The sequence below is a fragment of the Pseudomonas sp. GL_139_B genome, from assembly GCF_057834475.1.
Genome location: NZ_CM174403.1, coordinates 31,263 through 55,064, shown reverse-complemented (window position 1 = coordinate 55,064; position 23,802 = coordinate 31,263). Strand labels below are relative to the sequence as shown.

Sequence of the window (23,802 nt, the reverse complement as noted above, 5' to 3'; positions counted from 1 at the left end):
CCATGCGCCGCTGGGGAACTGAACGCGTTGTTGGCCTGCATGATCCACGGGTCAACGAACATCACCTGGAATCCACGGGCCTGCCCGCAGACAGTCGTCTGCGCTTGCTCAGTTTTAATATCCAGGTCGGTATCAGTACCGAGCGGTATCGGCACTACCTGACCCGGGGCTGGCAACACCTGTTGCCGCACACCGGGCGAGCCGACAACCTGCAAAAGATCGGCAACCTGCTTGGCGACTTCGACCTGGTCGCCTTGCAAGAAGCCGATGGCGGCAGCTTGCGCTCAGGCTATGTCAATCAAGTTGAACACCTGGCCCAACTCGGCGCCTTCCCCTACTGGTATCAACAACTCAATCGCAACCTCGGTCGCCTCGGCCAGCACAGCAATGGCGTGCTCAGTCGCTTGCGCCCGTGGGCCATTGAAGATCACCCGCTGCCAGGCCCCAAGGGTCGCGGAGCGATTCTGGTGCGCTTCGGAGAAGGTCCGGAGGCGTTGGTGGTGGTCATGATGCATCTGGCGCTGGGCGCTCGCGTTCGCAGCCTGCAACTGGCCTACATTCGCGAGTTGATTGGCGGTTATAAACATCAGGTGCTGATGGGCGACATGAATACCCATGCCAGTGACTTGCTGCAAAACTCCCCACTGCGTGACCTCGGCCTGCTCGCGCCGCAATTGGAAGCAACCTTCCCCAGCTGGCGCCCTCAGCGCTGCCTGGACCATATTCTGCTAAGCCCTACGCTGACCCTTGAAAAGGTCGAGGTCTTGGCACAGCCTATTTCCGATCACCTGCCGGTCGCGGTAGAGATTCGTCTGCCGGGTTCGCTCACGGCAGATGCATTACCCGCGTTGAGCCCTGCCCCTCGCGGACCCCATGAATGAGCGACGAAACACAACGCTGGAAAGAGAAATACCTCAAAAGCATCGAACAACAGGAAAAGCTTGAACGTCGCTGGGACGCCCGGCTCGACCTGCTGCGCCGTGGGCTGGTGCGTAGCACACTGGCTGCAGAGGGCACTGACCGCGCCGTCGACCAATGTATGAAAGAGATGCGCGACGTCGTGCGCACCGATGACATGGACGCCGGCTTGGCCGCCCTGCTGCCGCGACTCGAAAAAGCCGTGCTCGATTCCGAGAAGCGCCGGGAAACCCGAATCGATCAGACCAGCGCTGCACTGACTGCGCTGGTTGCGCAACTGCAATCATTGCCGCTGCCCCGGGACGTGAGTCGACCGCTCAAGAGCTTTGCCAAAAAGCTTGAGGGTAGAGTCAGTCAGGCCCGCGAAATCCCGTTACTGCTCGGCGAACTGAGCGGCCTGCAAGGCAAAGCCTTGAGCCTGCTGGAGAACCCTGAGGAGCCCGAGCGGCCCGGCTTTCTGCAGAGATTGTTTGGCAGCCGCGAAGCTGATGAGGAAGTGCCGCAGGTATTCAATCCTGTCGCTCACACAACGGCTACGCAGCCTGTGGAACCGGCTGCCGAGATTGCGCATGTCGATCATTCACCCAATGAGGGCTTGCCCGCCCTTGAAGCGGTCGCTGTCTGTGCGCCAGCTCCAGAACCACAAATAGCACCCGACATTGAACATCAGGAAGAGCTCGCCCTTGCCCTCCTCGCACCCGCCACTGCGATTCATCTGGCAATCAATCCTGGTGAGCTGACCTCGGCATTCACAACTATTGAGCCAGAGCACAGCGAACCAGAGGCTTTCCTTTACGCCTTGCCCGACTCCCCGGAGCCGTCCTACAGCTCGGTTGCCAAACACATTGAAGACACATTGCTGGGTCTGCTCGACGATCTGACATTACCGGAGCGCCACCGCCCCCAAGCCGAAGCGATGCGTGATCGCCTGCAACAGGGTTTGAACTGGTATGAATTGATTCCGATCCTCGACGATCTAGCGACCTTGATGCTGGCGATAAACGACAGCGGTCAGCACGAGTTCGAAGCCTATTTACTGCAACTCAATGAACGCCTGGAGTCCTTCCAGAGTAACTTGCAGGCGGCCAGCGAGGGCCACGCCGACAGCCGCTCTGCGGCGCGCCAGATGGATACACAGATCCGCGAACAAGTCGACGGTTTGCACAGCAGCATGCAGGAAGCGGCGGACCTGGACGACCTCAAGCTCGTCCTGGAAAACCATCTTGAAGACCTGCTGGGTACCATGGATCAACACCAGAAGCAGCGTGACGAGCGTGAACAAGAGGTTGCCGCACGGTTACACAGCCTGGCTGAACGGGTGGCGCACATGGAGCAGGAAGCGCTGGGTTACCGTGAACACCTTGAAGAGCAACGTCAGAAAGCGCTGATCGATCCACTCACCGGCCTGCCCAATCGAGCCGCCTGGAGCGAACGCCTGGATCACGAAGTCGGCCAATGGCAACGACACGGCAGTTCCCTTTTGCTGGCCATGCTGGATCTCGATCACTTCAAAAGCATCAACGACAACTATGGCCACCTGGCAGGCGACAAGGTGCTGAAGATCATCGCCAACGTGCTGCGCAAGCACCTGCGCGGCACCGATTTCATCGCGCGATTTGGTGGCGAGGAGTTTGTGCTGCTGATGCCCGGTACGGTGCCAGCAGTCGGTGCAAAACTGCTGGACACCCTGCGCGCCTCGATCGAGGCCTGCCCTTTTCACTTTAAAGGTGAACGAGTAACCATCACTATTTCCATTGGACTTACGGCGTTAAAGCCTGGGGAACATAGCGATATGGCACTCAAAAGAGCCGATCAAGCGCTCTATCGCGCCAAAAACGCCGGGCGCAATCGGGTCGAGGCCGGTTAACGGCCATTTTGTTCCATTTTGTTTAAAACAGAGCATTTGCCGTCGGCATTCAAAGCAGTACGTTACACTGTTGCATTACTGCCTTATGTGTACAGCCTCTGCCATGAAATATCTTGCTCTCATTGTGTCACTGCTGTTGGCCGGTTGTGCCAGCGGTCCGCGGATCGACACCAGCCACCCTTCGGCCAATTACGACAGTCGCATCCAGTTCGTGGTGTTGCATTACACCAACGCCTCGCTGGAGCGCTCACTGCAGTTGCTGACTCATGGCGAAGTCAGCAGTCATTACCTGATTGGCGACGACAAAGGCGCCACCATTTATAAGTTGATGGACGAGAATTATCGCGCCTGGCACGCGGGCGAAAGCGAATGGCAAGGCAGGACCTGGCTGAACTCCAGCTCCATCGGTATCGAAATCGTCAACCCAGGCTTCAAAGACACCCCCACCGGACGCGTCTGGTACCCCTACAGTGAAGATCAGGTGCAGTCGTTGATCGTCCTGCTCAAAGACATCAGCAAGCGTTACAACATCCATCCTCGCGCCATCATCGGCCATAGTGACATCGCGCCACTGCGCAAGCTTGATCCGGGTCCGCTGTTCCCCTGGAAACGCCTGGCCGCCGAAGGCATCGGGATCTGGCCGAACGAACAGGCAGTGGCACGTCAGCAAACCCAATTCGCAGCGCAATTACCGAGCATCAGCTGGTTTCAGGGACAACTGGCCAAATTGGGTTATGACACACCACAAACCGGTGAACTGGATGTAGCAACACGCCATGTATTGGCGGCTTTTCAGATGCACTTCCGCCCTTCCCGCTTCGACGGCACGCCAGACGCTGAATCGGCTGCGATCCTGCAGGTCCTGAACCAGACAAATTAATGGCGCCCGTCCAACGGTAAGAGCTTTTTCTCCATCAGCAGCTATAACTCATTGGTAATTCTTCGGATATCAATTATGGCTGTAGCGCGTGAGACACTCCGTAGCTGGTTCTATCGCCCCTGGTTTTTGGCGATGTTGGCGGCTGCCCTGAGCGCGACTTTATTGATCACCGGCAGTCTGTTCGTGGCGATGCATCAGGTTGAACAGAACGAAAGCCAGGAAATGAACGCTCAGGGCGAGCGTTTCCTCGCTCGCCTGGAACAGCTGTTCGGGCAGCTGCGCGAAAGCCTCGACGACCTCGAAGCCCAACCGCTCCGAGGCTGCGATGCCGAATTGATCGCAACCTTGCAACAGGTCAGCTTCAATTACCGCTTCGTCTACGAAGCAGCTTACGTTGATGATTCACGCTTGTGCTCCAATCGGCCTCGCCAGGAAGGGCTTTCGCTGCTGCGACCGCCCGACATCAAAGGCCCCACCTACAGCTATTGGCTGAACACCACCACCGAACCCGATGAAAACCGTGCTGCGCTGATGCTTGGCAGGGGAAATTTCCGGGTGGCAACGTCTCGTGGACATTTGACCGACATGGTCGACTTGTCGCCCGGAAGCAGCCTGCTGGTGGTGCTGGACCACGGCACTCGCGCCATTCCCGTCCTGGGTGCCGCTCAAGCCTGGCCACCGAGGGAATCCTGGGTCCCCAAAAGCCGCGACGCACTGCAAGTCACGCAAACCCGTTTGATTTACCACATGCCCACTAACAATCCGGAATACCAACTGGTATTGATCACACCGCGCACTGTCATGCACGTGCCGGCGGTGTGGTGGTGGTTGCTTCCTGCCAGTCTGGTGCTGGGTGTGATTGTTGGTTTTCTGGTGTTTCTGCTGGTACGCCAGCGTCAGTCGCTGGACGCCGAACTGCACGGCGCCATACGGCGAGGTGAGCTTCAAGTGCTGTATCAACCAATCTTCGATCTTGACAGCCGAAACTGCGTCGGTGCCGAAGCGTTGCTGCGCTGGCGAAGGCCAGACGGCACATTGACCAGCCCCGACCTGTTTATCCCAATGGCGGAAAACACTGGCCAGATCCGGCAGATGACCGATTTCGTACTGCAACGGCTGCTCGAACAATTGGGGCAACTGCTACGCGCCAACCCGCAACTGTATATCTCGGTAAACCTCGCTGCGTGCGATGTGATGGTGCCGCGTATCGGTCAGGTGATGGCCCGCCTGCTGACACTGCACCGAGTCGCTGCACAGCAGATTGCCTTCGAGGTAACAGAGCGAGGATTGATCGATGTGGTAGTGGCCAGGGAAAACCTGCAAGCGTTGCGCGATGTCGGGCATCAGGTATTGATCGATGACTTTGGCACCGGCTATTGCAGCCTTGCCTACCTGCAAACCCTGCCGGTGGACTGCCTGAAGATCGACAAGGCTTTTATCGATGCACTGGGCCATGATGCCGCTAGCAGCGGCGTCGCACCGCACATCATTCACATGGCACAAGCGCTGCAACTCAAAGTGATCGCCGAGGGCATCGAACATGAAGCGCAGGCCGCGTTTCTAAGCAGCGAGGGAGTGAGGTTCGGTCAGGGCTGGTTGTTCGCCCATGCCTTGAGCTCCGTGCAGTTCATCGAACTGATTACCCGCGGCCGTAGAAAGGCAGGTCGGCGTATGAATGACGAGGCGTGAAAGCGCCTTACACCGCCAGCGCCATGTAGAACTGCGTACCCTGCCCCGGCCGCGAATAGACACCCATCCGCCCACCGTGCAGTTGCACAATTTCTTTGCACAGTGCCAAACCCAGCCCGGCACCGCCTTTCTTGCGGCCGACCTGGACAAAGGGCTCGAATATTCGCCCTTGCTGACCATAGGCAATCCCTTCGCCGTTGTCCTCGACACTGATAATTACCCGCTCGCCATGGCGACGGGCCTGCAAACGAATCAGCCCTTCCCGTGCGGTATGGCGCAACGCATTGTCGATCAGGTTGTCGAGCACCCGGTCCAACTGCGGTTGATCAGCTTGCAACCGGGGCAGCGGCCCTTGTATTTCTACCCGCAATTCGATGCCCTGCTCCGCCGCAGCCCCGGCAAATCGGTCCTGCGCCTGCGCCAGTAGATCCTCAATGGAGCACGGGGCCAGGGACAGTTTTTGCAATCCGTTCTGGTAGCGAGAGAAATTCAGCAGGTCGTTGATCAACTGCATCAAGCGCTGCATTTCTTCATTGACGGTATCCAGCAGGTCGGCTTCGCGGGAATCCTGTGGAAATTTCGCCCGCTCGCGAAACAGACCGAAAGCCATATGCATGCCGGTAACCGGCGTTCGCAATTCATGGGAAGCCCGCAAGACAAACTCGCTGCGCACCCGTTCGAATGCGCGCTGTTCGGTGACGTCATGCAACACCATTACCGCGCCGAGAATATGACCTTGGGTATGGATGACCGGCGTCAGGCTGTAGGTCAGCAACCTCGACTCACCATCCACCTCGATATTCAAGTCTTCCGGCGCACGCTCCAGCATGCCGCCGCGCAACACCAGTTGCAGCTGTTGATCCAGCTCGGGACGCTCAAGGGCGGCGCCCAGGCCTTGGCCGAGGCGATTGGTGTCCCAACCCAATTGGCGCTGAGCCACCGGATTGAGGTGTTCGAGATGACCTTCGCGATCAATCATCAACAATCCGTCGTCGATGCTGTCGAGCACGGCTTGCAGCCGTTGTTGCCCGGCGAGCAGCTCATCGACATTGGTGGCCTGGTGCTCGCGCAATGCCTCGGCCATGATCCCGAAACGCTTGGTCAGCAGGTTCAGTTCCATGGCGGATGAAATCGGCAGGGTCACTTCGAAATTACCCTGGCCAATATTGTCGGCGGCCTGGGCCAAGGCTTCGATCGGCTCACCAAAACGTCGGGCAATTGCGTGGGCAGTTACAAAACCAATGATCAGCACCGCCAACCCTACCAACCCCAGCAGACCAGCCACCAGCAAGGCTCGCTCGCGAGACTGGCGCTCAGTGTTATTGATGTCATCCAGCGCACGCTTGTGTTCCGCGAGCAGACCGTTGCGCAACGTGTTGAATTTTTCCGTGAGTGCTTCGTTGCCGCTCAATACCTTGGCCGGATCAGAGACCTGGCCGTAGGCTTGAATAAAATCCAGATAGTCATCCTTGGCCTGTTTAAACCCGTACGGGCCGCCATTGCCGGATTGTTCGAGGACGATGCCTTCATCGAGCAACTGAATGTAGTGTTGCCTGGCCGCCTCGAACTTGCCGGGATCGGGCTTCTCGCTGACCATGACCATCAATTGGTCGCCCAGGGTCTGACGCAGTTTCAGGCCCAGGTCGAGGGTGGCGAAGTTGTTGCGAACGAGGGCCTCCTGGGAGCCGGCCATCTGCATCACGCTGACCAGCCCGAGCAAAAGCCCGAGCAATGCCACGGTGATCAGTGCGGAAATACTCAGGAACAGCCGAGTTCGCAGCTTCATCGCCAGTTTCATCGGGTGCAGCTCACAAGTTGTATTGCTTGCGTTTGCGGTACAGAGTCGAGGCATCAATGCCCAAGGTCTTTGCCGCCTGATCCAGTGTCTCCGCCGTGGCGAGTACTGCACCGATGTGGGCTTTTTCCAATTCATCCAGGCTCAACGCCGCACCAATGCGCGGCGCGTTGTTAACCGGGGTTTCGGCCATGCCCAAGTGACTGATCTCAACCCGCTCCTGCGGACAAATAATGCTCGCCCGCTCCACCACGTTACGCAGCTCACGAATGTTGCCGGGCCAGCGATAACTCAATAGCGCCTCACGGGCTTCATCGCTGAAGGCCCGGGCCGGGCGCGCGTACTCCTTGACAAACCGGGCCAAGAAACGGTCAGCCAGGTTCAGGATATCTTCACGGCGTTCGCGCAGCGGCGGCAGGTGCAAGGTGATGACGTTCAGTCGATAGAGCAAGTCTTCGCGGAATCGACCGTCGCGCACCATGTCTTCAAGATTCAGGTTAGTCGCTGCAAGAATGCGTACATCGGCGCGACGGGTGACTGGATCACCGACCCGCTCGTATTCTTTGTCCTGAATGAACCGCAGCAATTTGGGTTGCAGCGTCAGCGGAAAGTCGCCGATTTCGTCGAGAAACAGCGTTCCTCCGTCAGCCTGATTGACGCGCCCGAGCGTGCTTTCGCTGGCACCGGTAAAGGCACCACGACTGTGACCGAAGAGTTCACTTTCCATCAATTCGGCTGTCAGGGACGGGCAGTTGATCGTGACGCATGACTTTTTCTGACGCTTGCTCCAGCCGTGAATGGCCTGGGACAGCTCACCTTTACCGGTGCCGGACTCACCCAGAATCAGAATGTTGGCATCGGTACCGGCAACCTGGCGGGCGGTTTCGAGCACCACTTTCATGGCTGGGCTGTGGGAATCCAGACCATCCTTGGGTTTACGCACTTCACCTTCAAGGGCTTCCAGGCGAGCCGACAGTTGTCGCACTTCCAACTGCTTAGCGGTGGCCAGACGCAATTGATCGGGGCTGCACGGCTTGACAAGGTAGTCGGCGGCCCCTGCCTGGATCGCATCGACAGCGGTGTCGACGGCCGAGTGTGCGGTGACGATCACCACGCGCATCCATGGCGCCTGAATACGCATTTGCGCCAACACATCCAGGCCATTGTCCTCACCCAGGCGCAAATCCAGGAAGCACAGATCGAACACCTGACGCTGCAACAAGGCATCGGCCTGGGCCGCGCTATTCGCGGTTGATACGCTATAGCCTTCGTCTTCGAGGCAATAGCGGAAGGTTCGCAGGATAGCGGACTCATCGTCCACCAACAGAATGCGGCCTTGATGCACCGTGGCTGATTCCATGTTCCTACGCTCCTTTAATGATTGATCTTGGTTAGTCCCGGATAAATCGGGCAAGTTGCATGGTCGATTCTGATCCATTCCAGCGCCAGTCGGGTAGCTATCTGCTACCGCCCTGCCTAATGAACTGAATTACTTGGTTTTTATCCAAAAATCGAAATTTAGGCGATTGCTCGTCTCTCTTTCTGACATCTGCGTTCACCACGCAATTCAAAAAAATTCAAACCACCCGCGAATCATTCGTGCATTTCGCACGACCATGGCGGGGGCATCGTGCAGGATGCGTCGCAAACAATTTCCAACATCTTTATAACTTATTGTTTTTATTGGTTTTTATTCGTTCAAAAAAACTGGCATGCACGCTGCAATGGTCTGGGTAACCAGGGCAATTCCTACACGACGCCCTCTAACAAGATCACCACCAAAGTGGGAGGAGCTTCAGGATGAATCGCTACCGTGCCGCCCAACTGCGTATCTCGCCACTGCATATCCAGCAAGGCTTGTTTGCTGTGCTGGCAATGTTGATCACGTTGATCGCCGGCCAGCAGTTCCTTCGCTGGGAACAGAGCCAGCAGCCAGAGGCGCCGCACGTATCGATTCAACATTCAACCCAAACCCACTTCAGCGCCGCCAGTAGCAACCTGGCTGACATCACCCCCATGCGGATGATGGACGTCGGCCAGGCTCAGCCACTGGATGAGATGCCGCGTCAGGAGCGCTGGGTGTTTTAGTTAACCGAACTTGGCGTGCTCCCTGCGCCGGGACAAGCACCACAAGTGACACCTCTAAATAATGAAGCGTAAGGAGAATCACCATGTTGAGCTGGGCAATCACATTCTTGATCATTGCCATCATCGCTGCAGTACTGGGCTTCGGTGGTATCGCGGGCACCGCCACGGGTATCGCCAAGATTCTCTTTGTCGTGTTCCTGGTGATGTTTATTGCTTCCTTCTTCTTTGGCCGTCGCGGTCGAGGCTGAACATGAGCGTTCTGTTGAAGACACTGGCAGCCGCCCTGCTTCTGGGCGGTAGTGCCATGGCGATGGCGACCAATGATGGTCAGATGCTGCAGAGCTTGCTGGTGGAATAACTCAAGAAAGATCCGAACTGGTACTGAATTCGTCATATGAAGGAAGCACCATGCTTCTTTCTACTGCGCTACCCGAGGAAGGCAAGCGCATGACCATGGGGCCGGGACGTTCTGACTGTTACAGGGTCGGAGTGACCTACGGGTACAGGGAGTGCCTGCGCAAGGGCCGGGTCAGGCAATAGCTGCGACGCAAATTCGCCGAGTCACAGGACTCGACGAATTTGCGAAGAGCTTCACTCGCGAAAAGCAGCATCCATGATGCGTACTGCTCATATACCGCTATGCTAATTCTGCTCAATCCCCGCAAAAGCATTTCGCGGTGTTTCTTTGCGACCGTATATCGAGAAATGAGTCTGCTAATGACAGCGATTCTTCGCTGCTAAACGTAGGTTTTTTCTCAAGTTTTAGCCCTGAATCAGTCGCAAAAAATAATCCCCACATCCTCTGAAATGGCCGGTTTGCTGTACTTATAGCTGCCGAAATGTCGTATCAAAACCGACTGGAACACCCGTTTCATTTAGAAGAGCTCATGCCGATTCGGCATAGGGTAGGCGTTTACGGCATTAGACGTCGGTTCCTTGCATGGGAATAGTTGCGCCTTTTTTCGCCTGCCAGAGAGCCATAACAAGCGCTCCGGGGCTCCTTATACGGGGGCAGATGCACACACTTTTTCGCCACAAGCGTTCCAGTGACTGCAACTGCCTGAGTCAAACGCAAGTAAGGGTAATGATATGAAGAAGGCAAAGCTTAGCCTCGCCTGGCAGATCCTCATCGGTCTGGTATTGGGGATTGCAATCGGTGCGCTGCTCAACCATTTCAGTGCCGAAAAAGCCTGGTGGATCAGCAACGTCCTGCAACCGGCAGGCGATATCTTTATCCGTCTGATCAAGATGATCGTGATCCCGATCGTCATCTCCTCGCTGATCGTCGGCATTGCTGGCGTCGGCGACGCAAAGAAACTCGGTCGCATCGGTCTGAAGACCATCATCTACTTCGAGATTGTCACCACCATCGCCATTCTGGTGGGTCTGGTGTTGGCCAACGTGTTCCATCCGGGCACCGGCATCGACATGAGCACCCTGGGTACGGTGGATATTTCCAAGTACCAAGCCACGGCCGCCGAGGTTCAGCATGAACACGCGCTCGTCGAAACCATCCTCAACCTGATCCCGTCGAACATCTTCGCGGCCATGGCCCGCGGCGAGATGCTGCCGATCATCTTCTTCTCCGTGTTGTTCGGCCTCGGTCTGTCGAGTCTGCAATCGGATCTGCGCGAGCCGCTGGTGAAGATGTTCCAGGGCGTCTCGGAAAGCATGTTCAAAGTCACCCACATGATCATGAACTACGCCCCGATCGGCGTATTTGCCCTGATCGCGGTGACCGTGGCCAACTTCGGCTTCGCTTCCCTGCTGCCGCTGGCCAAGCTGGTCGTGCTGGTGTACTTCGCCATCGCCTTCTTCGCCTTCGTGGTGCTGGGCCTGATCGCCCGCCTGTTCGGCTTCTCGGTGATCAAGCTGATGCGCATCTTCAAGGATGAGCTGGTGCTGGCCTACTCCACTGCAAGCTCGGAAACCGTGCTGCCGCGCGTGATCGAGAAGATGGAAGCCTACGGCGCGCCGAAAGCCATTTGCAGCTTCGTGGTACCGACCGGCTACTCGTTCAACCTCGACGGTTCGACCCTGTACCAGAGCATTGCGGCGATCTTCATTGCCCAGCTGTACGGCATCGACCTGTCGATCAGCCAGCAATTGCTGCTGGTGCTGACCTTGATGGTCACCTCCAAAGGCATCGCCGGCGTACCGGGCGTGTCCTTCGTGGTGCTGCTGGCTACTTTGGGCAGCGTCGGTATTCCGTTGGAAGGCCTGGCATTCATCGCCGGTGTCGACCGCATCATGGACATGGCCCGTACCGCATTGAACGTGATCGGTAACGCACTGGCCGTGCTGGTTATCTCGCGCTGGGAAGGCATGTACGACGACGCCAAGGGTCAGCGCTACTGGAACTCCCTGCCGCACTGGCGCAGCAAGGAAAAGCTGCCGGCTGGCGAAGTTTCCAAGAACTAACGCAGTACCCCTGTAGGAGCGAGCCTGCTCGCGAAAGCGGTGTGTCAATCAATGAAGATGTTGAATTGACCGGCCCCTTCGCGAGCAGGCTCGCTCCCACAAAGGACCGCGTCCATCGCGCCATACAAACCCCGGAAAAATCCGGGGTTTGTCGTTTCTGGCTACCCCGCTATCATTCGCCGCATCTTCCGGGGGATTTGACTGATGCTTAATGGCCTGTGGCTTGGCTTCTTCATCGTGGCTGCCGTTTCGGCGCTGGCGCAATGGCTGATCGGCGGCAACGCCGGAATCTTCGCGGCGATGGTGGAGAGCATTTTCGCCATGGCCAAGCTGTCGGTGGAAGTCATGGTCCTACTGTTCGGCACCCTCACCCTGTGGCTGGGCTTTTTGCGGATTGCCGAGAAGGCCGGGATCGTCGAGTGGCTGGCCAAAGCGCTGGGGCCGTTGTTCCTGCGCCTGATGCCGGAGGTGCCGCCCGGTCACCCGGCCATCGGCCTGATCACCCTGAACTTCGCCGCCAACGGCCTGGGCCTGGACAACGCCGCCACACCGATCGGCCTCAAGGCGATGAAAGCGCTGCAGGAACTCAATCCCAGTTCCACCGTGGCCAGCAACGCGCAGATCCTGTTCCTGGTGCTCAACGCCTCCTCCCTGACCCTGCTGCCGGTGACGATTTTCATGTACCGCGCCCAGCAAGGCGCACCCGACCCGACGCTGGTGTTCTTGCCCATCCTGCTGGCCACCAGTTGCTCGACCATCGTCGGCTTTCTGTCGGTCGCGTTCATGCAGCGCCTGCGCATCTGGGACCCGGTGGTGCTGGCCTATCTGATTCCCGGTGCCCTCGCCCTCGGTGGCTTCATGGCGCTGCTGGCGACGCTCTCAGCCACCGCGCTGGCCGGCCTCTCATCGATCCTTGGCAACCTGACGCTGTTTGGGCTGATCATGCTGTTTCTGATCATCGGCGCATTGCGCAAAGTGAAGGTCTATGAAGCATTCGTCGAAGGCGCCAAAGAAGGCTTCGACGTGGCGAAAAACCTGCTGCCATACCTTGTGGCGATGCTCTGCGCGGTGGGGGTGCTGCGGGCGTCCGGCGCGTTGGACTTCGGTCTGGACGGAATTCGGCACTTGGTGGAGTGGGCCGGTTGGGACACACGCTTCGTCGATGCTTTGCCGACGGCCATGGTCAAACCGTTCTCCGGCAGCGCCGCACGAGCGATGCTGATCGAAACCATGAAAACCTCCGGCGTCGACAGCTTCCCGGCGCTGGTGGCGGCGACGGTTCAGGGCAGCACCGAGACGACGTTCTACGTGCTGGCGGTGTACTTTGGCGCGGTAGGCATCCAGCGCGCGCGGCACGCGGTGGGGTGTGCGTTGCTGGCAGAACTGGCCGGCGTTCTTGGCGCCATTGGGGTTTGCTACTGGTTCTTCGGCTAACCGCCATACACTGTGGGAGCGGGCTTGCCCGCGATAGCGGTGGGACATTCAAAAGTGATGTCGACTGTGCTGACGAATCGCGGGCAAGTCGAATCGTCGCACCGCCGCTCCCACAGGGATCTCCCGTTGCTTTAGGGTCTCGCAGGCAGCGCGACTTTCTGGCCTTGTTCAACCGCCCAATTCACCACCTGCGCCGTCAATTGGTCGCTCGCCTGGCCAAACCCGGCAACTACTGCTGGCACCTTCGCATCGCTCAATGGCTGGCGTACTTCGAAGCGGCGGCTGGCGAGGATTCGCTGGTCATAACCGCGCACCAGCAAGGCATCCAGGCTCACGACCACGCTGGCGGTCGAGCCCTGATACTCGGTCTGAAACGCCTGCAAATGCCCGCCCAGTTCCAGATCGGCCTGGAAAATGCTGTCATCGGTGCTCAGCAGCTGCACTCGACCGTCCCGCTGGAAGCCGTCCAGCAGACGATTGCGCACCAGCACCGGAGCCGGGTCGCTCCAGCGTGAGCCCTTGTAGTTGCTGATCAGATCGCCTTGGGGAATCACCGCAATGTTCGGGCTGTTCAACGCATCGCTGGCCTGGAGTTTGGTCAGGCGTAGCGACCAGCGTTGTGGCGTGCCATGACTGGCCGACGCGTTGCTCTGGGCCGAAGGCAATCGATAGACATCAAACGGCTCGGCCTGGGGCAGGATCGAGCACGAACTGATCAGCATGAAGCCAGCGAGGAGGGCGATACGAGTCAGCTTCATGGCGTGAATTCCTTGTTCTTGTCACGGCCCAGCAGATAACCGCTGGGGTTTTCCTCCAGACGTTGAGAAATGGCGCGCAACGAGGTCAGGGTTTCGCGCAGTTCGCGAATCGCCGGGGCCAGGCCATTGAGACCCTGCATGCCGCTGTTGAGCGAATCCTGATTGGTGGCGAGCAACTTGTTGATCGTCGCGGTGCTTTGCTGCAGCGACTTCATCGCCTGCTCGGCGCTGCCCAACGCGTCCTTGCCATGATCATTGAGCAGACCGTTGGCATTGCGCATCAGCGCCGTGGTTTGCTCCAGCATATTGTTGGCTTGCTTACCGACCAACGCCAGTTGCTGCATTGCCTGACGAATATCGCCACGCTGATCGGCAATCGTTCCAGTGGTTTGCTCCAGGTGTTCCAGCGTGTTGCTGATGCGCTCGACGTTTTCCGTGGAGAACAACAGGTTGGCGTTTTGCATCAGCGTGTTCACGCCAGCCATCAAATCGTTGCTGTCATTGAGCAGACGCGCGATTGGCGAGGGCGAGGCGACGATGGTCGGCAGATTGCCATCCTTGCCCTTGAGCGCCGGGCTCTGTGGAGTACCGCCGCTGAGCTGGATGATCGAGGTCCCGGTAACCCCGGTCAGTGCCAGTTTGGCCTGGGTGTCTTCCTTGATCGGGGTGTCACCGCCCAGACGAATACGCGCCAGGACCCGGCGCGGGTCTTTCGGGTCCAGACGCAACGTCACCACGTCGCCGACCTTGATTCCGCTGTACTGCACCGAACTGCCTTTGGACAGGCCGCTGACTGCCTCGTTGAAGACCACTTCGTAATCCTTGAACTCGGTGTCGACGCTGGACTTGGCCAGCCACAAGCCGAAGAGCAGGGCACCCGCCACCACAATCACGGTGAACAGGCCGATCAATACATGATGGGCTCGGGTTTCCATGTCAGACCTCGTTCAACTGTTGAGCGGCCGTCAGCGCCGCGCGGCCGCGAGGGCCATGGAAGTATTCGTGAATCCACGCGTCGTCGGTTTCCGACACCTTGTCGATGGCGTCCGCCACCAGCACTTTCTTCTGCGCCAGCACCGCCACCCGGTCGGTGATGGTGTAGAGCGTGTCGAGGTCGTGGGTCACCAGGAAAACACTCAGGCCCAGCGCATCGCGCAGGGTAAGGATCAATTGATCGAATGCCGCCGCGCCAATCGGGTCGAGGCCAGCCGTGGGTTCGTCAAGAAACAGGATGTCCGGGTCCAGCGCCAGTGCTCGGGCCAGCGCCGCCCGCTTGATCATGCCGCCGGACAGCGAAGCGGGGTACTTGTCGGCAGCCGACAGCGGCAGCCCGGCCAGCGCCAGTTTGACCGCCGCCAGATGCTCGGCGTCTTCACGGCTCAGGCCAGCGTGTTCGATCAACGGCAGGGCGACGTTTTCGGTCACGGTCAGCGAAGAAAACAGGGCACCTTGCTGGAACAGCACACCGAAACGCCGTTCAACCTTCGAGCGCTCCTGCTCGGACAAGGTCGGCAGGTTTTTACCGAAGACCCGCACATCGCCTTCGTTGGGCCGGCGCAGGCCGACAATGCTGCGCAGCAGCACCGATTTACCGCTGCCGGAACCGCCGACCACGGCGAGAATTTCACCTTTGTACAAATCGAGGTCGAGGTTTTCGTGCACGCTCTGACTGCCGAAGCGATTACACAGCCCACGGACTTCAATCACCGCCTCGGAGGGCGCTCGGGGTAAACGACTCACCAGCCCATCTCCATGAAAAACAGCGCGGCCACAGCGTCGAGCACGATCACCACGAAAATCGACTGAACCACGCTGGACGTCGTGTGTGCACCGACCGACTCGGCGCTGCCGCTGACTTTGAATCCTTCAAGACAGCCAATCGAGGCGATCAGGAAGGCGAAAACCGGCGCTTTGACGATCCCCACCAGAAAGTGCTGAACACCGATGTCCGTTTGCAGCAGCGAGAGGAACATCGCCGGCGAAATATCCAGCGCCACGGCACAGACTACGCCGCCGCCGATGATCCCCGAGAGCATCGCCAGAAAGGTCAACATCGGTAAGGCGACCAGCAATGCCAAAACACGCGGCACCACCAGCAATTCCATCGGGTCGAGGCCCAAGGTGCGGATGGCGTCGATTTCCTCGTTGGCTTTCATTGAGCCGATCTGCGCGGTGAAGGCACTGGCGGTGCGCCCGGCCATCAGGATCGCCGTCAGCAACACCGCGAATTCGCGCAGGAAGGAAAAAGCCACCAGATCCACAGTGAATATTGTGGCGCCGAAATTGGCCAACACCGTCGCCCCGAGAAACGCCACCACCGCGCCCACCAAAAAGGTCAGCAGGGCGACGATGGGCGCGGCGTCGAGGCCGGTTTGTTCGATGTGCGCGACCATCGGCGTGATGCGCCAACGCTTGGGTTGAAACAGGCCGCGGGCGATGGTTTCGATAATCAGACCGACGAAACCCAACAGTTGCAGGGTGTCCTGCCAAACGGTATCCACGGCGCGGCCAATGCGGGTCAGCAATTGAATACTGACGCTGATTTCCGGTTCCTTGATCGGCACACAGAAATCGGTCATTGAGCGGTAGATGGTCTGCAGCAGGGCGCGATCTGCGGTGGTCAGGGTGCAATCGGGGTGTTCGGCGGATCGGCCGAGACGCTCGGTTCCCAACAGCTCGACCAGCAATGAGGCACCGGCGGTGTCGAGGGCGCCCAGACTGTTGAGATCGATGTGGGTGTTGTCGTCGTATTGACCGCGAAGCTTTTCGCACAAGGTCTTGAGATCGGCGTAATGAGCAAGCGTCCAGTCACCCGTGACCCGCAGCTGTGCAGGGGAGTGAGAGGCGTCCAATTCGGCATTGCCGGCCATTGTGCTGCTGGTCATAAGCTCCGTGCTTGTTCGGTGACTACGCAGAGCTACGTAATAGCACGAACCGCGCTACTTTTCTTTGGTCGGTGTGCTGTCCGTGACGTTGAAGCGCAGCACGCCGATGACCTGGCCGTCTTCGGTCAACACCCGAACCTGCCATTTGCCTGCCGGGTTGCCCGGGAAGTTCTGCTTGTGCGTCCAGGCGCGATAGCCTTCCTTACGACCACCATGGATATCCAGCGGGATGCGGTCGACCTCTTTACCGTTGAACTGCCAAACGTGATAAATCCGCTCATCCAGACCGCGCGGGGCGTTGATTGCCGTGTAGGCGTACAGCCCGCCGCCACGAATCTGCTCGGCCGTGACTTCCTCCAGGCTGGTACCGGGCGTGCGGTCCTGCATTTGCGTGCTGATCGCTACATCAGTCATCCACAAGGTCGCCGGCGGCACCCACGAACGCAAGACCCAACCGAGGGCACCGACGCCCAACGTGATACTCAAGATCGCCAGGGCGTTGCGCACAGTACGTATCGGGAAGATCGACGCCAGGCTCGGGAACGACAGCAGCACGGCGGTACCCAGCGCCAGTTTGAAACTCTGGGACGTGGTGAGGTGCATGATGACGGGCAGGGCGGTCAGCAGCGCTGCAAACAACGTCAGGGTATGCAGCGCCAGGAACGCCCAGCGCCGAGGGGCCAGCCATTTGTAGTAGAGCGGATCGATGATGGAAATCAGCGCCGCAATACCCAACAGCCCGGTGAAGAACAATTGGCCGCTGTTCCAGGTGGTGGTGATGAAAAAGAACGGCAGGACAAAGAACAGGCTTTCCTGGTGGATCATCTGCGTGGCGTAACGCAGCAGTGGCTGGGGAATTTCGCGCTTGAAGATTTTGGCGAACAGCTTGGTGAGGCTGTTTTCCAGCATCAGCCAGACCCAACTGAGCACCATGATGATGGTGATCCAGGTCGCCAGACTTTGCTGGCGATCCACCAGGATGAAGCTGCCGACACCGGAGATGAAACCACCGAGGGCAATGACCCCAGGGTAGCGCTTCATCAGTTCCAGGATGCGCTGGACGTATTGGGTCAGGATCGGCATTCGGCGGTACACATTGGTCGTAGGAAATTTCCTCGACAGGTTACCCGCCGGGGAACCGTATGGCGAGGGGGCCGTTATCGTCCGCGGTGTACGCGCCAGCCCAATAGTCCAAGCGCAATCAGCCCCAACACGCCGGCAATCGCCCATATCAACTGGTCATCCCCCATCAGCGGCTTCTCGATCCGCAAATATCCCGGTTGCAGCAGCAATTCGCGCAAAGCCTTGTTAGCTTCCTCCAGTGTCACACCTTGTAGTTCCCTGGCCGGGTCGGCGAAACGACCATCCTCGTAGTCCCCAAGGGCGCTCCAGTAATAATCGGCCAACGCGCTATTACCTTGTACCGCCCAGGCCTGACGGGCGATGGCGGCCTGTTTCAGGCGGTTGAAGGTGTCCGCGTCGAGACCGTCCTTGAGTAATTGGGCTTTCAACTCCTCAAGGACCTGCTCAGCCTGCGGTACATCATCGCGCTCAAGGTCCGCGTTCAGGCTCATGAAGCCCACACCGCCAAATAGCTCGCGCTCGGCCGAGGGCCCGTAAGACAAACTGTGGACCAGGCGCATCTGGCGATAAAGCGCCCAGTCCAGATAGTCCTTGAGCAGGTCAAACGTTTCGTCCTGCTGATCCGCCAGCACCGGCTCTGGCACCAACCAATGCAACTTCGCCCCACCACCGACGAAACCGCTGCTGAGCGTGCGCTCATGGGCAGCACTGGTCTGGATTTCCGGCAGGGGCAGGTGATCGCTCGGGGCAACCGCCTCAAGCTCACCCCAGGCCCGCTCCAGATACGCCGGCAACAACCGGTCGAGGTCACCGACCACAATCAGGGTCATGTTGTTGGGCGCGTACCAGCGCTTGCGTACCTTCTCCAGTTGCTCGCGAGTGAGGTGATCGACTTCGGCGCGCTCCGGGCATTTGAGGCCCAGTTCCACCGCCAGTTGATTACTGGCCGTGTGGCCGAGGTCCTGGCGATCCAGCCAGCGTTGCAGGTGTGAGTAATGACCGCCGTCTTCGCGCTCGACCACTTGCTTGGCGGCGTTGATGGCGTTGTCATCGATGCGGGTCTGGGTCAGCAACGCCAGCAACAGGTCGAGGACCTTGCGCTGGTTTCTCGCCGGCGCTTCGATGACAAAGGTTGTGTCCGCGTTGCTGGTGAAAGCGTTCCATTCCCCCCCCAGTGCCTGCATGCGTTCTTCCAGGCCACCTTCGCCGGTGGCGTCGATGCCGCTGAACAACAGGTGTTCGAGCAGATGGGGCAGCTCTTTGTCCTTGCAGCTGAAATCATCCAGGCCAACGCCGATCACCAGACGAATCGCCACATGCCCGCGCTCGGTACCCGGTTTGAGCAGCAATTGCAGGCCGTTGGGCAGCGTATAACCCTCGACCTGAAAGCGATCCAGGGCAAATGAAGGAAATGAGCCAAGCAACAAACAGGCGAACAGCAGACAACGCATAACAAGTTTCCATACGGCTGATTGGCGATCCGTGATGCTTTCCTGGCAGCCATCGCGAGCAGGCTCGCTCCCACATTGGTTTTTTGACCTCCGTCAGTCAACGGTGGGAGTGAGCCGGCTCCGGGCGGCGTTCCGACGAAGCTTTTGAACCGGAACTCAAGTAACTGACTGACCAGACTGCCAGACGTTCAAGGCGAATGCGTGATGTCCGCCAAATCGTCGACGGCCAGTGCCCCGGTGTCCGACGTTTCCAGCACCGCATACGCGCTGCTGCAGAACAACGAGTTCAGACGTTTCATGTCGGCAATCAACTCCAGGTGCAACGAACTGGTTTCGATACTTTGCACAATCTTACGATGCAACCGGCTGACATGGGCATGGGCCAGACGTCGTTCTTGTGCGCGAAAGCGACGCTTTTCACGCAACAACTGATGGGCACTTTCCTTGTCGGAACTCAGGAACACAGACAACCCCAAGCGCAGATTGGAGATTAACTGACTCTGCAGCCCGACCAGTTCTTCCAGGCCAACCTCGGAAAAAGACCGGCGCTGTGAGGTTTTCTGCTGCTGAACCTTACGCAACATGCGCTCGATCAGGTCGCTGGCGAGTTTGAGGTTGATCGCCAACTCAATGATTTCTGCCCAGCGCTGGCTGTCCTGGTCGCTCAAATCTTCACGGGGCATTTGCGCCAGATAGAGCTTGATCGCGCTGTAGAGTGCTTCGACGTCATCGGTCAGGCGACGCATTTCCTGGGTCACGGCGGTTTGCTTGCCGTGAAGCACATCGAGCATCGCTTCGAGCATGTTGTCGATCAGATCGCCCATGCGCAGGGATTCCCGGGCCGCATTGGCCAACGCCAGGCTCGGCGTGTCCAGCGCGGTCGGGTCGAGATGCCGGGGTTTGGCCATTCCGTTAACGACCGGCCGCTCCGGCAAGAGCCAGGTACATAGCTTGGCCATCATTGCGACGGTCGGCAACAGGATCAAGCAGCGCACGGTGTTGTAAAGCAGGTGGAAGCCGATGACCGTTTCCTGAGGACTGAAGTCCAGACGATCGAGCCAGTGCACCAATGGGCCAAGCACCGGAATGATCAACATCAGGCCGATCAGTTTGTACAACAGGCTGCCCAACGCCACTTGGCGCCCGGCAGCGTTCTGCATGCTGGTGCTGAGAAATGCGAGAACACCGCTGCCGATATTGGCGCCGATGACCAGGCCGATGGCCACCGGCAAACTGATCACCTTCGCGCCGGCCAGGGTCGCCGTCAGCAGCACAGCGGCCAGGCTTGAGTAGGAAACCATCGCGAACAATGCGCCAACCAAGGCGTCGACCAGAATATCGCCGGTCAGCGAGGCGAAGATCACTTTCACGCCTTTGGCGTGGGTGATCGGCGCGGCCGCTTCGACAATCAGTTGCAACGCCAGAATGATCAGCCCAAGACCAATAGCGACACGGCCCATCTGCCCCAGCCGGGTCTGCTTGCGCGACAGAAAGAAAATCACCCCGACAAAGATCAGCAGGGGCGACAGCCACGTCAGGTCCAGGGTCAGCACGCGCGCCATCAGCGCCGTCCCGACATCGGCTCCCAGCATGGTCACCAGCGCCGGTGTCAGCGCCATCAGGCCCTGACCGACAAACGAGGTAACGAGCATCGCGGTAGCGTTACTGCTCTGGACCATCGCTGTCACCAGGATTCCGGCGACAAACGCCAACCATCGCCTGGACATGTTCTGGCCAATCAAGTGGCGCAGGTTAGTACCGTAAACCCGCAGGATGCCGGTTCGGACAATGTGCGTGCCCCAGATCAACAAGGCCACGGCCGATAACAAATTGAGCAGGGTGAGCATAAAGGCCCCCTGTGGTGGTCGCGCCCCAAAGGGGCAAGTTGACGGTACTGCGCTTTTTTCTACGTTCTGTACTTAAGCTGTAGTTGGCTAATGGTCTGGACGCCAGCATTGCACAGGTTAAGACGTGAATGAAACAGGACTGTCATGAAAACAGATTCATGCAGCGATCTTGTTAGCTGCGCAAAAAATGTGGGAGCGAGCCTGCTCGCGATGGGGCCTTCACATTCAACATGGCAGTTGACTGAAAGACCGCTATCGCGAGCAGGCTCGCTCCCACAGGTTTTGCGCGTTGGCGGGGTTATTGCCCCGGAATGTCCTTGCGCAGTTTCACTGGATCTTGCTGTTTCTTCTTTTTCGCGATGGCGGTGCGCATCCTGATGTTGATCGCTTCAACCGCCAGCGAGAACGCCATGGCGAAGTAGACGTAGCCTTTTGGCACGTGCACATCCAGGGATTCGGCAATCAGCACGGTACCAACGATCAGCAGGAACGACAGCGCCAGCATCTTCAGCGACGGGTGCTTGTCGATGAACTCGCTGATGGTGCCGGACGCCCACATCATCACCAGCACGGCCACGACGATCGCGGCGACCATGACCGGAACATGGGAGACCATACCGACCGCGGTGATGACCGAGTCCAGCGAGAACACGATGTCGATGATCGCGATCTGGACGATGGTGTAGAGGAAATTGCCGCCCTTGCCGCTTGGCTCTTCATTGGTTTCGTCTTCACCTTCCAACGCGTGGTACATCTCTTGCGAGCTCTTCCACAGCAGGAACAGACCACCGAAGAACAGGATAAGGTCTCGCCCGGAAATACCCTGGCCGAACAACACGAACAGATCGGCCGTGAGGCGCATGACCCAGGTGATCGACAGCAGCAACAGGATCCGCGTGATCATGGCCAGGGCCAGACCAAAAATCCGGGTCCGGGCCTGCATGTGCTTGGGCATGCGGCTGACCAGGATCGAAATCATGATGATGTTATCGATGCCCAGGACGATTTCCAGGGCGGTCAGGGTAAAGAAGGCAACCCAGATTTCAGGGTTGGTCAGCCATTCCATGTGTATTCCTTTGAGCGAGTGTTAAACCACGAAAGGCCCGGGCTTCAAACCGCGAAGACCGGACCCGTCATGGTAAGTCTTTGGTTATAGAGTGCTGAACAGCGGGAAAATCCCCATCAGCAACGCTGCAACCAGTATGCACATGCACACCAGCACGGCCCACTTCAGGGTAAAGCGCTGATGGTCACCGAATTCAATACCGGCCAGCGCCACCAACAAATAGGTCGATGGTACCAGCGGGCTCAGCAAGTGGACGGGCTGACCGACGATCGAGGCACGTGCCATTTCCACTGCGGTTATACCGTAATGACTGGCGGCTTCGGCAAGCACTGGTAACACGCCGTAATAAAATGCGTCGTTCGACATGAAAAACGTGAACGGCATACTCACCAACGCCGTGATCACGGCCAGGTACGGGCCGAGGAAATCCGGGATGACCGCCAACAGGCTTTTGGACATCGCGTCGACCATGCCGGTGCCGGTCAGGATACCGGTGAAAATACCGGCAGCGAAGATCAGGCCGACCACCGACAACACGCTACCGGCGTGGGCCGCAACGCGGTCCTTCTGCATTTGCAGGCAAGGATAGTTGACAATCATCGCGATACTGAACGCCACCATGAACAGCACCGGCAGCGGCAACAGGCCGGCAATCAGGGTGCACATCAGGGCCAGGGTCAGCAAACCGTTGAACCAGATCAGCTTCGGACGACGCGCATCCGGGAACTGCGAAACGCTGATTTCACTGTGGTCGATTTCATCGCCGATCAGGTGCAATTCACCCAGGCGAGCACGCTCGCGCTTACCGTAGAAGTAGGCAATCGCCAGGATCGCCACCACACCGGCCAGCATCGCTGGAATCATCGGTACGAAAATAGCGGACGGGTCCACATGCAGTGCGCTGGCCGCACGAGCGGTCGGGCCACCCCATGGGGTCATGTTCATCACGCCACCGGCGAGGATGATCAGACCGGCCATGATCCGCGGGCTCATGCCGATGCGGCTGTACAGCGGCAGCATGGCGGCCACGCAGATCATATAAGTGGTCGCGCCGTCCCCATCGAGGGAGACGACGAGCGCCAGTACGGCGGTGCCGACCGAAACTTTCAACGGGTCGCCCTTGACCAGTTTGAGGATCTTGCGCACGGCCGGGTCAAACAGGCCGGAGTCGATCATCAGGGCGAAGTACAGAATCGCGAACATCAGCATCACGCCGGTCGGCGCAAGCTTGGTGATGCCTTCGAGCATCATCGGACCGATCTTCGGCGCAAAACCGCCGAACAGGGCAAAGATGATCGGGATGATGATCAAGGCGATCAGCGCGGACAGGCGCTTGGTCATGATCAGGAACATGAACGTGATGACCATGGCAAAGCCAAGGAAAGTCAGCATGGGAATACTCCAGGCGTAGCGCGGCTAGGGGAAATGGGCGAACCGGATAAGGTCAGCGCAGAACGGGAGGCACGAGGCGTACGGGCGGAGTGACAGCGAAGCGGCGGGTAGCAGAGGACATCAGGATCACCATTGTTGTTGTTAAATGGGCTGTGCGAGCGATAAAACACGGGCACTGGCCAACCGGTCTGTTGCCGGCAGTGGGGCGATCCTAATCGGGGAAGCTTT

At 58.6% G+C, this 23,802-nt stretch carries 19 protein-coding genes and 1 pseudogene; 9 read left to right on the top strand and 11 right to left on the bottom strand.

The window, feature by feature from the left end; all coding sequences use genetic code 11:
* The first annotated feature begins 2 nt into the window (after positions 1-2).
* The 4 genes from AC3ISI_RS00250 to AC3ISI_RS00235 all read left to right on the top strand — a co-directional run bounded on the left by AC3ISI_RS00250 (position 3) and on the right by AC3ISI_RS00235 (position 5,354).
* Positions 3-881: an endonuclease/exonuclease/phosphatase family protein gene (locus AC3ISI_RS00250; protein WP_489334948.1), complete on the top strand. Its 879-nt coding sequence runs from the start codon at positions 3-5 to the stop codon at positions 879-881.
* The gene (locus AC3ISI_RS00245; protein ID WP_489334947.1) at positions 878-2,785 is read left to right on the top strand and encodes a GGDEF domain-containing protein; all 1,908 of its coding nucleotides are present in this window, start codon (positions 878-880) and stop codon (positions 2,783-2,785) included. Before AC3ISI_RS00250 ends, AC3ISI_RS00245 begins: the two co-directional genes overlap by 4 nt.
* A gap of 103 nt (positions 2,786-2,888) precedes the next feature.
* Complete coding sequence (locus tag AC3ISI_RS00240) at positions 2,889-3,665, top strand: N-acetylmuramoyl-L-alanine amidase (protein ID WP_489334946.1); 777 nt, start codon at positions 2,889-2,891, stop codon at positions 3,663-3,665.
* Between the two features lie 75 nt (positions 3,666-3,740).
* Positions 3,741-5,354 carry an EAL domain-containing protein gene (locus tag AC3ISI_RS00235; RefSeq protein WP_489334945.1) on the top strand — a complete coding sequence of 538 codons (1,614 nt, stop codon included), beginning with the start codon at positions 3,741-3,743 and terminating at the stop codon, positions 5,352-5,354.
* Positions 5,355-5,361: 7 nt separating this feature from the next.
* Here the strand turns inward: AC3ISI_RS00235 and AC3ISI_RS00230 are convergent, their stop codons facing one another.
* Positions 5,362-7,152 (bottom strand): ATP-binding protein, encoded by a 1,791-nt coding sequence (locus AC3ISI_RS00230; RefSeq protein WP_489334944.1) that lies wholly within the window; start codon positions 7,150-7,152, stop codon positions 5,362-5,364.
* Between the two features lie 10 nt (positions 7,153-7,162).
* A complete protein-coding gene (algB, locus tag AC3ISI_RS00225; protein ID WP_489334943.1) occupies positions 7,163-8,509 on the bottom strand; it encodes a sigma-54-dependent response regulator transcription factor AlgB in 1,347 nt (448 codons plus the stop codon).
* Between the two features lie 440 nt (positions 8,510-8,949).
* On the opposite strand from algB, the gene AC3ISI_RS00220 reads away from it, so the two are divergent.
* From AC3ISI_RS00220 to AC3ISI_RS00200, 5 genes and pseudogenes are all read left to right on the top strand, one after another.
* Entirely contained in the window at positions 8,950-9,237 is a 288-nt protein-coding gene (locus AC3ISI_RS00220; protein ID WP_489334941.1) for a hypothetical protein, read from the top strand.
* 83 nt (positions 9,238-9,320) lie between these two features.
* Positions 9,321-9,485 (top strand): DUF1328 domain-containing protein, encoded by a 165-nt coding sequence (locus tag AC3ISI_RS00215; protein WP_003177151.1) that lies wholly within the window; start codon positions 9,321-9,323, stop codon positions 9,483-9,485.
* A 2-nt stretch (positions 9,486-9,487) separates the two neighbouring features.
* Positions 9,488-9,589: pseudogene (locus AC3ISI_RS00210) on the top strand (inhibitor of vertebrate lysozyme family protein); the annotation flags it as partial.
* A gap of 737 nt (positions 9,590-10,326) precedes the next feature.
* Entirely contained in the window at positions 10,327-11,658 is a 1,332-nt protein-coding gene (gene gltP, locus AC3ISI_RS00205) for a glutamate/aspartate:proton symporter GltP (protein WP_489334940.1), read from the top strand.
* A gap of 204 nt (positions 11,659-11,862) precedes the next feature.
* A complete protein-coding gene (locus AC3ISI_RS00200; protein WP_489334939.1) occupies positions 11,863-13,092 on the top strand; it encodes a nucleoside recognition domain-containing protein in 1,230 nt (409 codons plus the stop codon).
* A 131-nt stretch (positions 13,093-13,223) separates the two neighbouring features.
* Here the strand turns inward: AC3ISI_RS00200 and AC3ISI_RS00195 are convergent, their stop codons facing one another.
* The 9 genes from AC3ISI_RS00195 to AC3ISI_RS00155 all read right to left on the bottom strand — a co-directional run bounded on the left by AC3ISI_RS00195 (position 13,224) and on the right by AC3ISI_RS00155 (position 23,574).
* Positions 13,224-13,850 (bottom strand): ABC-type transport auxiliary lipoprotein family protein, encoded by a 627-nt coding sequence (locus tag AC3ISI_RS00195; protein ID WP_489334938.1) that lies wholly within the window; start codon positions 13,848-13,850, stop codon positions 13,224-13,226.
* Positions 13,847-14,785: an MlaD family protein gene (locus AC3ISI_RS00190; protein ID WP_489334937.1), complete on the bottom strand. Its 939-nt coding sequence runs from the start codon at positions 14,783-14,785 to the stop codon at positions 13,847-13,849. Before AC3ISI_RS00190 ends, AC3ISI_RS00195 begins: the two co-directional genes overlap by 4 nt.
* 1 nt (position 14,786) lies before the next feature.
* A complete protein-coding gene (locus AC3ISI_RS00185; RefSeq protein ID WP_489334935.1) occupies positions 14,787-15,590 on the bottom strand; it encodes an ABC transporter ATP-binding protein in 804 nt (267 codons plus the stop codon).
* Positions 15,587-16,735: an ABC transporter permease gene (locus AC3ISI_RS00180; protein ID WP_489334934.1), complete on the bottom strand. Its 1,149-nt coding sequence runs from the start codon at positions 16,733-16,735 to the stop codon at positions 15,587-15,589. Before AC3ISI_RS00180 ends, AC3ISI_RS00185 begins: the two co-directional genes overlap by 4 nt.
* A gap of 54 nt (positions 16,736-16,789) precedes the next feature.
* The gene (locus AC3ISI_RS00175) at positions 16,790-17,818 is read right to left on the bottom strand and encodes a DUF5924 family protein (RefSeq protein WP_489334933.1); all 1,029 of its coding nucleotides are present in this window, start codon (positions 17,816-17,818) and stop codon (positions 16,790-16,792) included.
* Positions 17,819-17,892: 74 nt separating this feature from the next.
* A complete protein-coding gene (locus AC3ISI_RS00170) occupies positions 17,893-19,269 on the bottom strand; it encodes a M16 family metallopeptidase (RefSeq protein ID WP_489334932.1) in 1,377 nt (458 codons plus the stop codon).
* A gap of 188 nt (positions 19,270-19,457) precedes the next feature.
* On the bottom strand, positions 19,458-21,116 hold the full coding sequence (locus AC3ISI_RS00165; RefSeq protein WP_489334931.1) for a Na/Pi cotransporter family protein: 1,659 nt from the start codon (positions 21,114-21,116) through the stop codon (positions 19,458-19,460).
* 298 nt (positions 21,117-21,414) lie between these two features.
* Entirely contained in the window at positions 21,415-22,182 is a 768-nt protein-coding gene (locus AC3ISI_RS00160) for a TerC family protein (RefSeq protein WP_489334930.1), read from the bottom strand.
* A gap of 84 nt (positions 22,183-22,266) precedes the next feature.
* Positions 22,267-23,574, bottom strand: coding sequence for a CitMHS family transporter (locus tag AC3ISI_RS00155; protein ID WP_489334929.1), 1,308 nt, complete (start codon positions 23,572-23,574; stop codon positions 22,267-22,269).
* Positions 23,575-23,802 lie beyond the last annotated feature (228 nt).

Bases quoted from the DNA above. Each gene is read 5' to 3' on its own strand.
- AC3ISI_RS00195 (WP_489334938.1), bottom strand. From the start codon at position 13,850: ATGAAGCTGACTCGTATCGCCCTCCTCGCTGGCTTCATGCTGATCAGT.
- AC3ISI_RS00240 (WP_489334946.1), top strand. From the start codon at position 2,889: ATGAAATATCTTGCTCTCATTGTGTCACTGCTGTTGGCCGGTTGTGCC.
- AC3ISI_RS00200 (WP_489334939.1), top strand. From the start codon at position 11,863: ATGCTTAATGGCCTGTGGCTTGGCTTCTTCATCGTGGCTGCCGTTTCG.
- AC3ISI_RS00250 (WP_489334948.1), top strand. From the start codon at position 3: ATGCGCCGCTGGGGAACTGAACGCGTTGTTGGCCTGCATGATCCACGG.
- AC3ISI_RS00165 (WP_489334931.1), bottom strand. From the start codon at position 21,116: ATGCTCACCCTGCTCAATTTGTTATCGGCCGTGGCCTTGTTGATCTGG.
- AC3ISI_RS00155 (WP_489334929.1), bottom strand. From the start codon at position 23,574: ATGCTGACTTTCCTTGGCTTTGCCATGGTCATCACGTTCATGTTCCTG.
- AC3ISI_RS00245 (WP_489334947.1), top strand. From the start codon at position 878: ATGAGCGACGAAACACAACGCTGGAAAGAGAAATACCTCAAAAGCATC.
- AC3ISI_RS00190 (WP_489334937.1), bottom strand. From the start codon at position 14,785: ATGGAAACCCGAGCCCATCATGTATTGATCGGCCTGTTCACCGTGATT.
- AC3ISI_RS00230 (WP_489334944.1), bottom strand. From the start codon at position 7,152: ATGAAACTGGCGATGAAGCTGCGAACTCGGCTGTTCCTGAGTATTTCC.
- AC3ISI_RS00235 (WP_489334945.1), top strand. From the start codon at position 3,741: ATGGCTGTAGCGCGTGAGACACTCCGTAGCTGGTTCTATCGCCCCTGG.
- AC3ISI_RS00180 (WP_489334934.1), bottom strand. From the start codon at position 16,735: ATGACCAGCAGCACAATGGCCGGCAATGCCGAATTGGACGCCTCTCAC.
- AC3ISI_RS00220 (WP_489334941.1), top strand. From the start codon at position 8,950: ATGAATCGCTACCGTGCCGCCCAACTGCGTATCTCGCCACTGCATATC.
- AC3ISI_RS00175 (WP_489334933.1), bottom strand. From the start codon at position 17,818: ATGCCGATCCTGACCCAATACGTCCAGCGCATCCTGGAACTGATGAAG.
- AC3ISI_RS00170 (WP_489334932.1), bottom strand. From the start codon at position 19,269: ATGCGTTGTCTGCTGTTCGCCTGTTTGTTGCTTGGCTCATTTCCTTCA.
- gltP (WP_489334940.1), top strand. From the start codon at position 10,327: ATGAAGAAGGCAAAGCTTAGCCTCGCCTGGCAGATCCTCATCGGTCTG.
- AC3ISI_RS00160 (WP_489334930.1), bottom strand. From the start codon at position 22,182: ATGGAATGGCTGACCAACCCTGAAATCTGGGTTGCCTTCTTTACCCTG.
- AC3ISI_RS00215 (WP_003177151.1), top strand. From the start codon at position 9,321: ATGTTGAGCTGGGCAATCACATTCTTGATCATTGCCATCATCGCTGCA.
- algB (WP_489334943.1), bottom strand. From the start codon at position 8,509: ATGGAATCAGCCACGGTGCATCAAGGCCGCATTCTGTTGGTGGACGAT.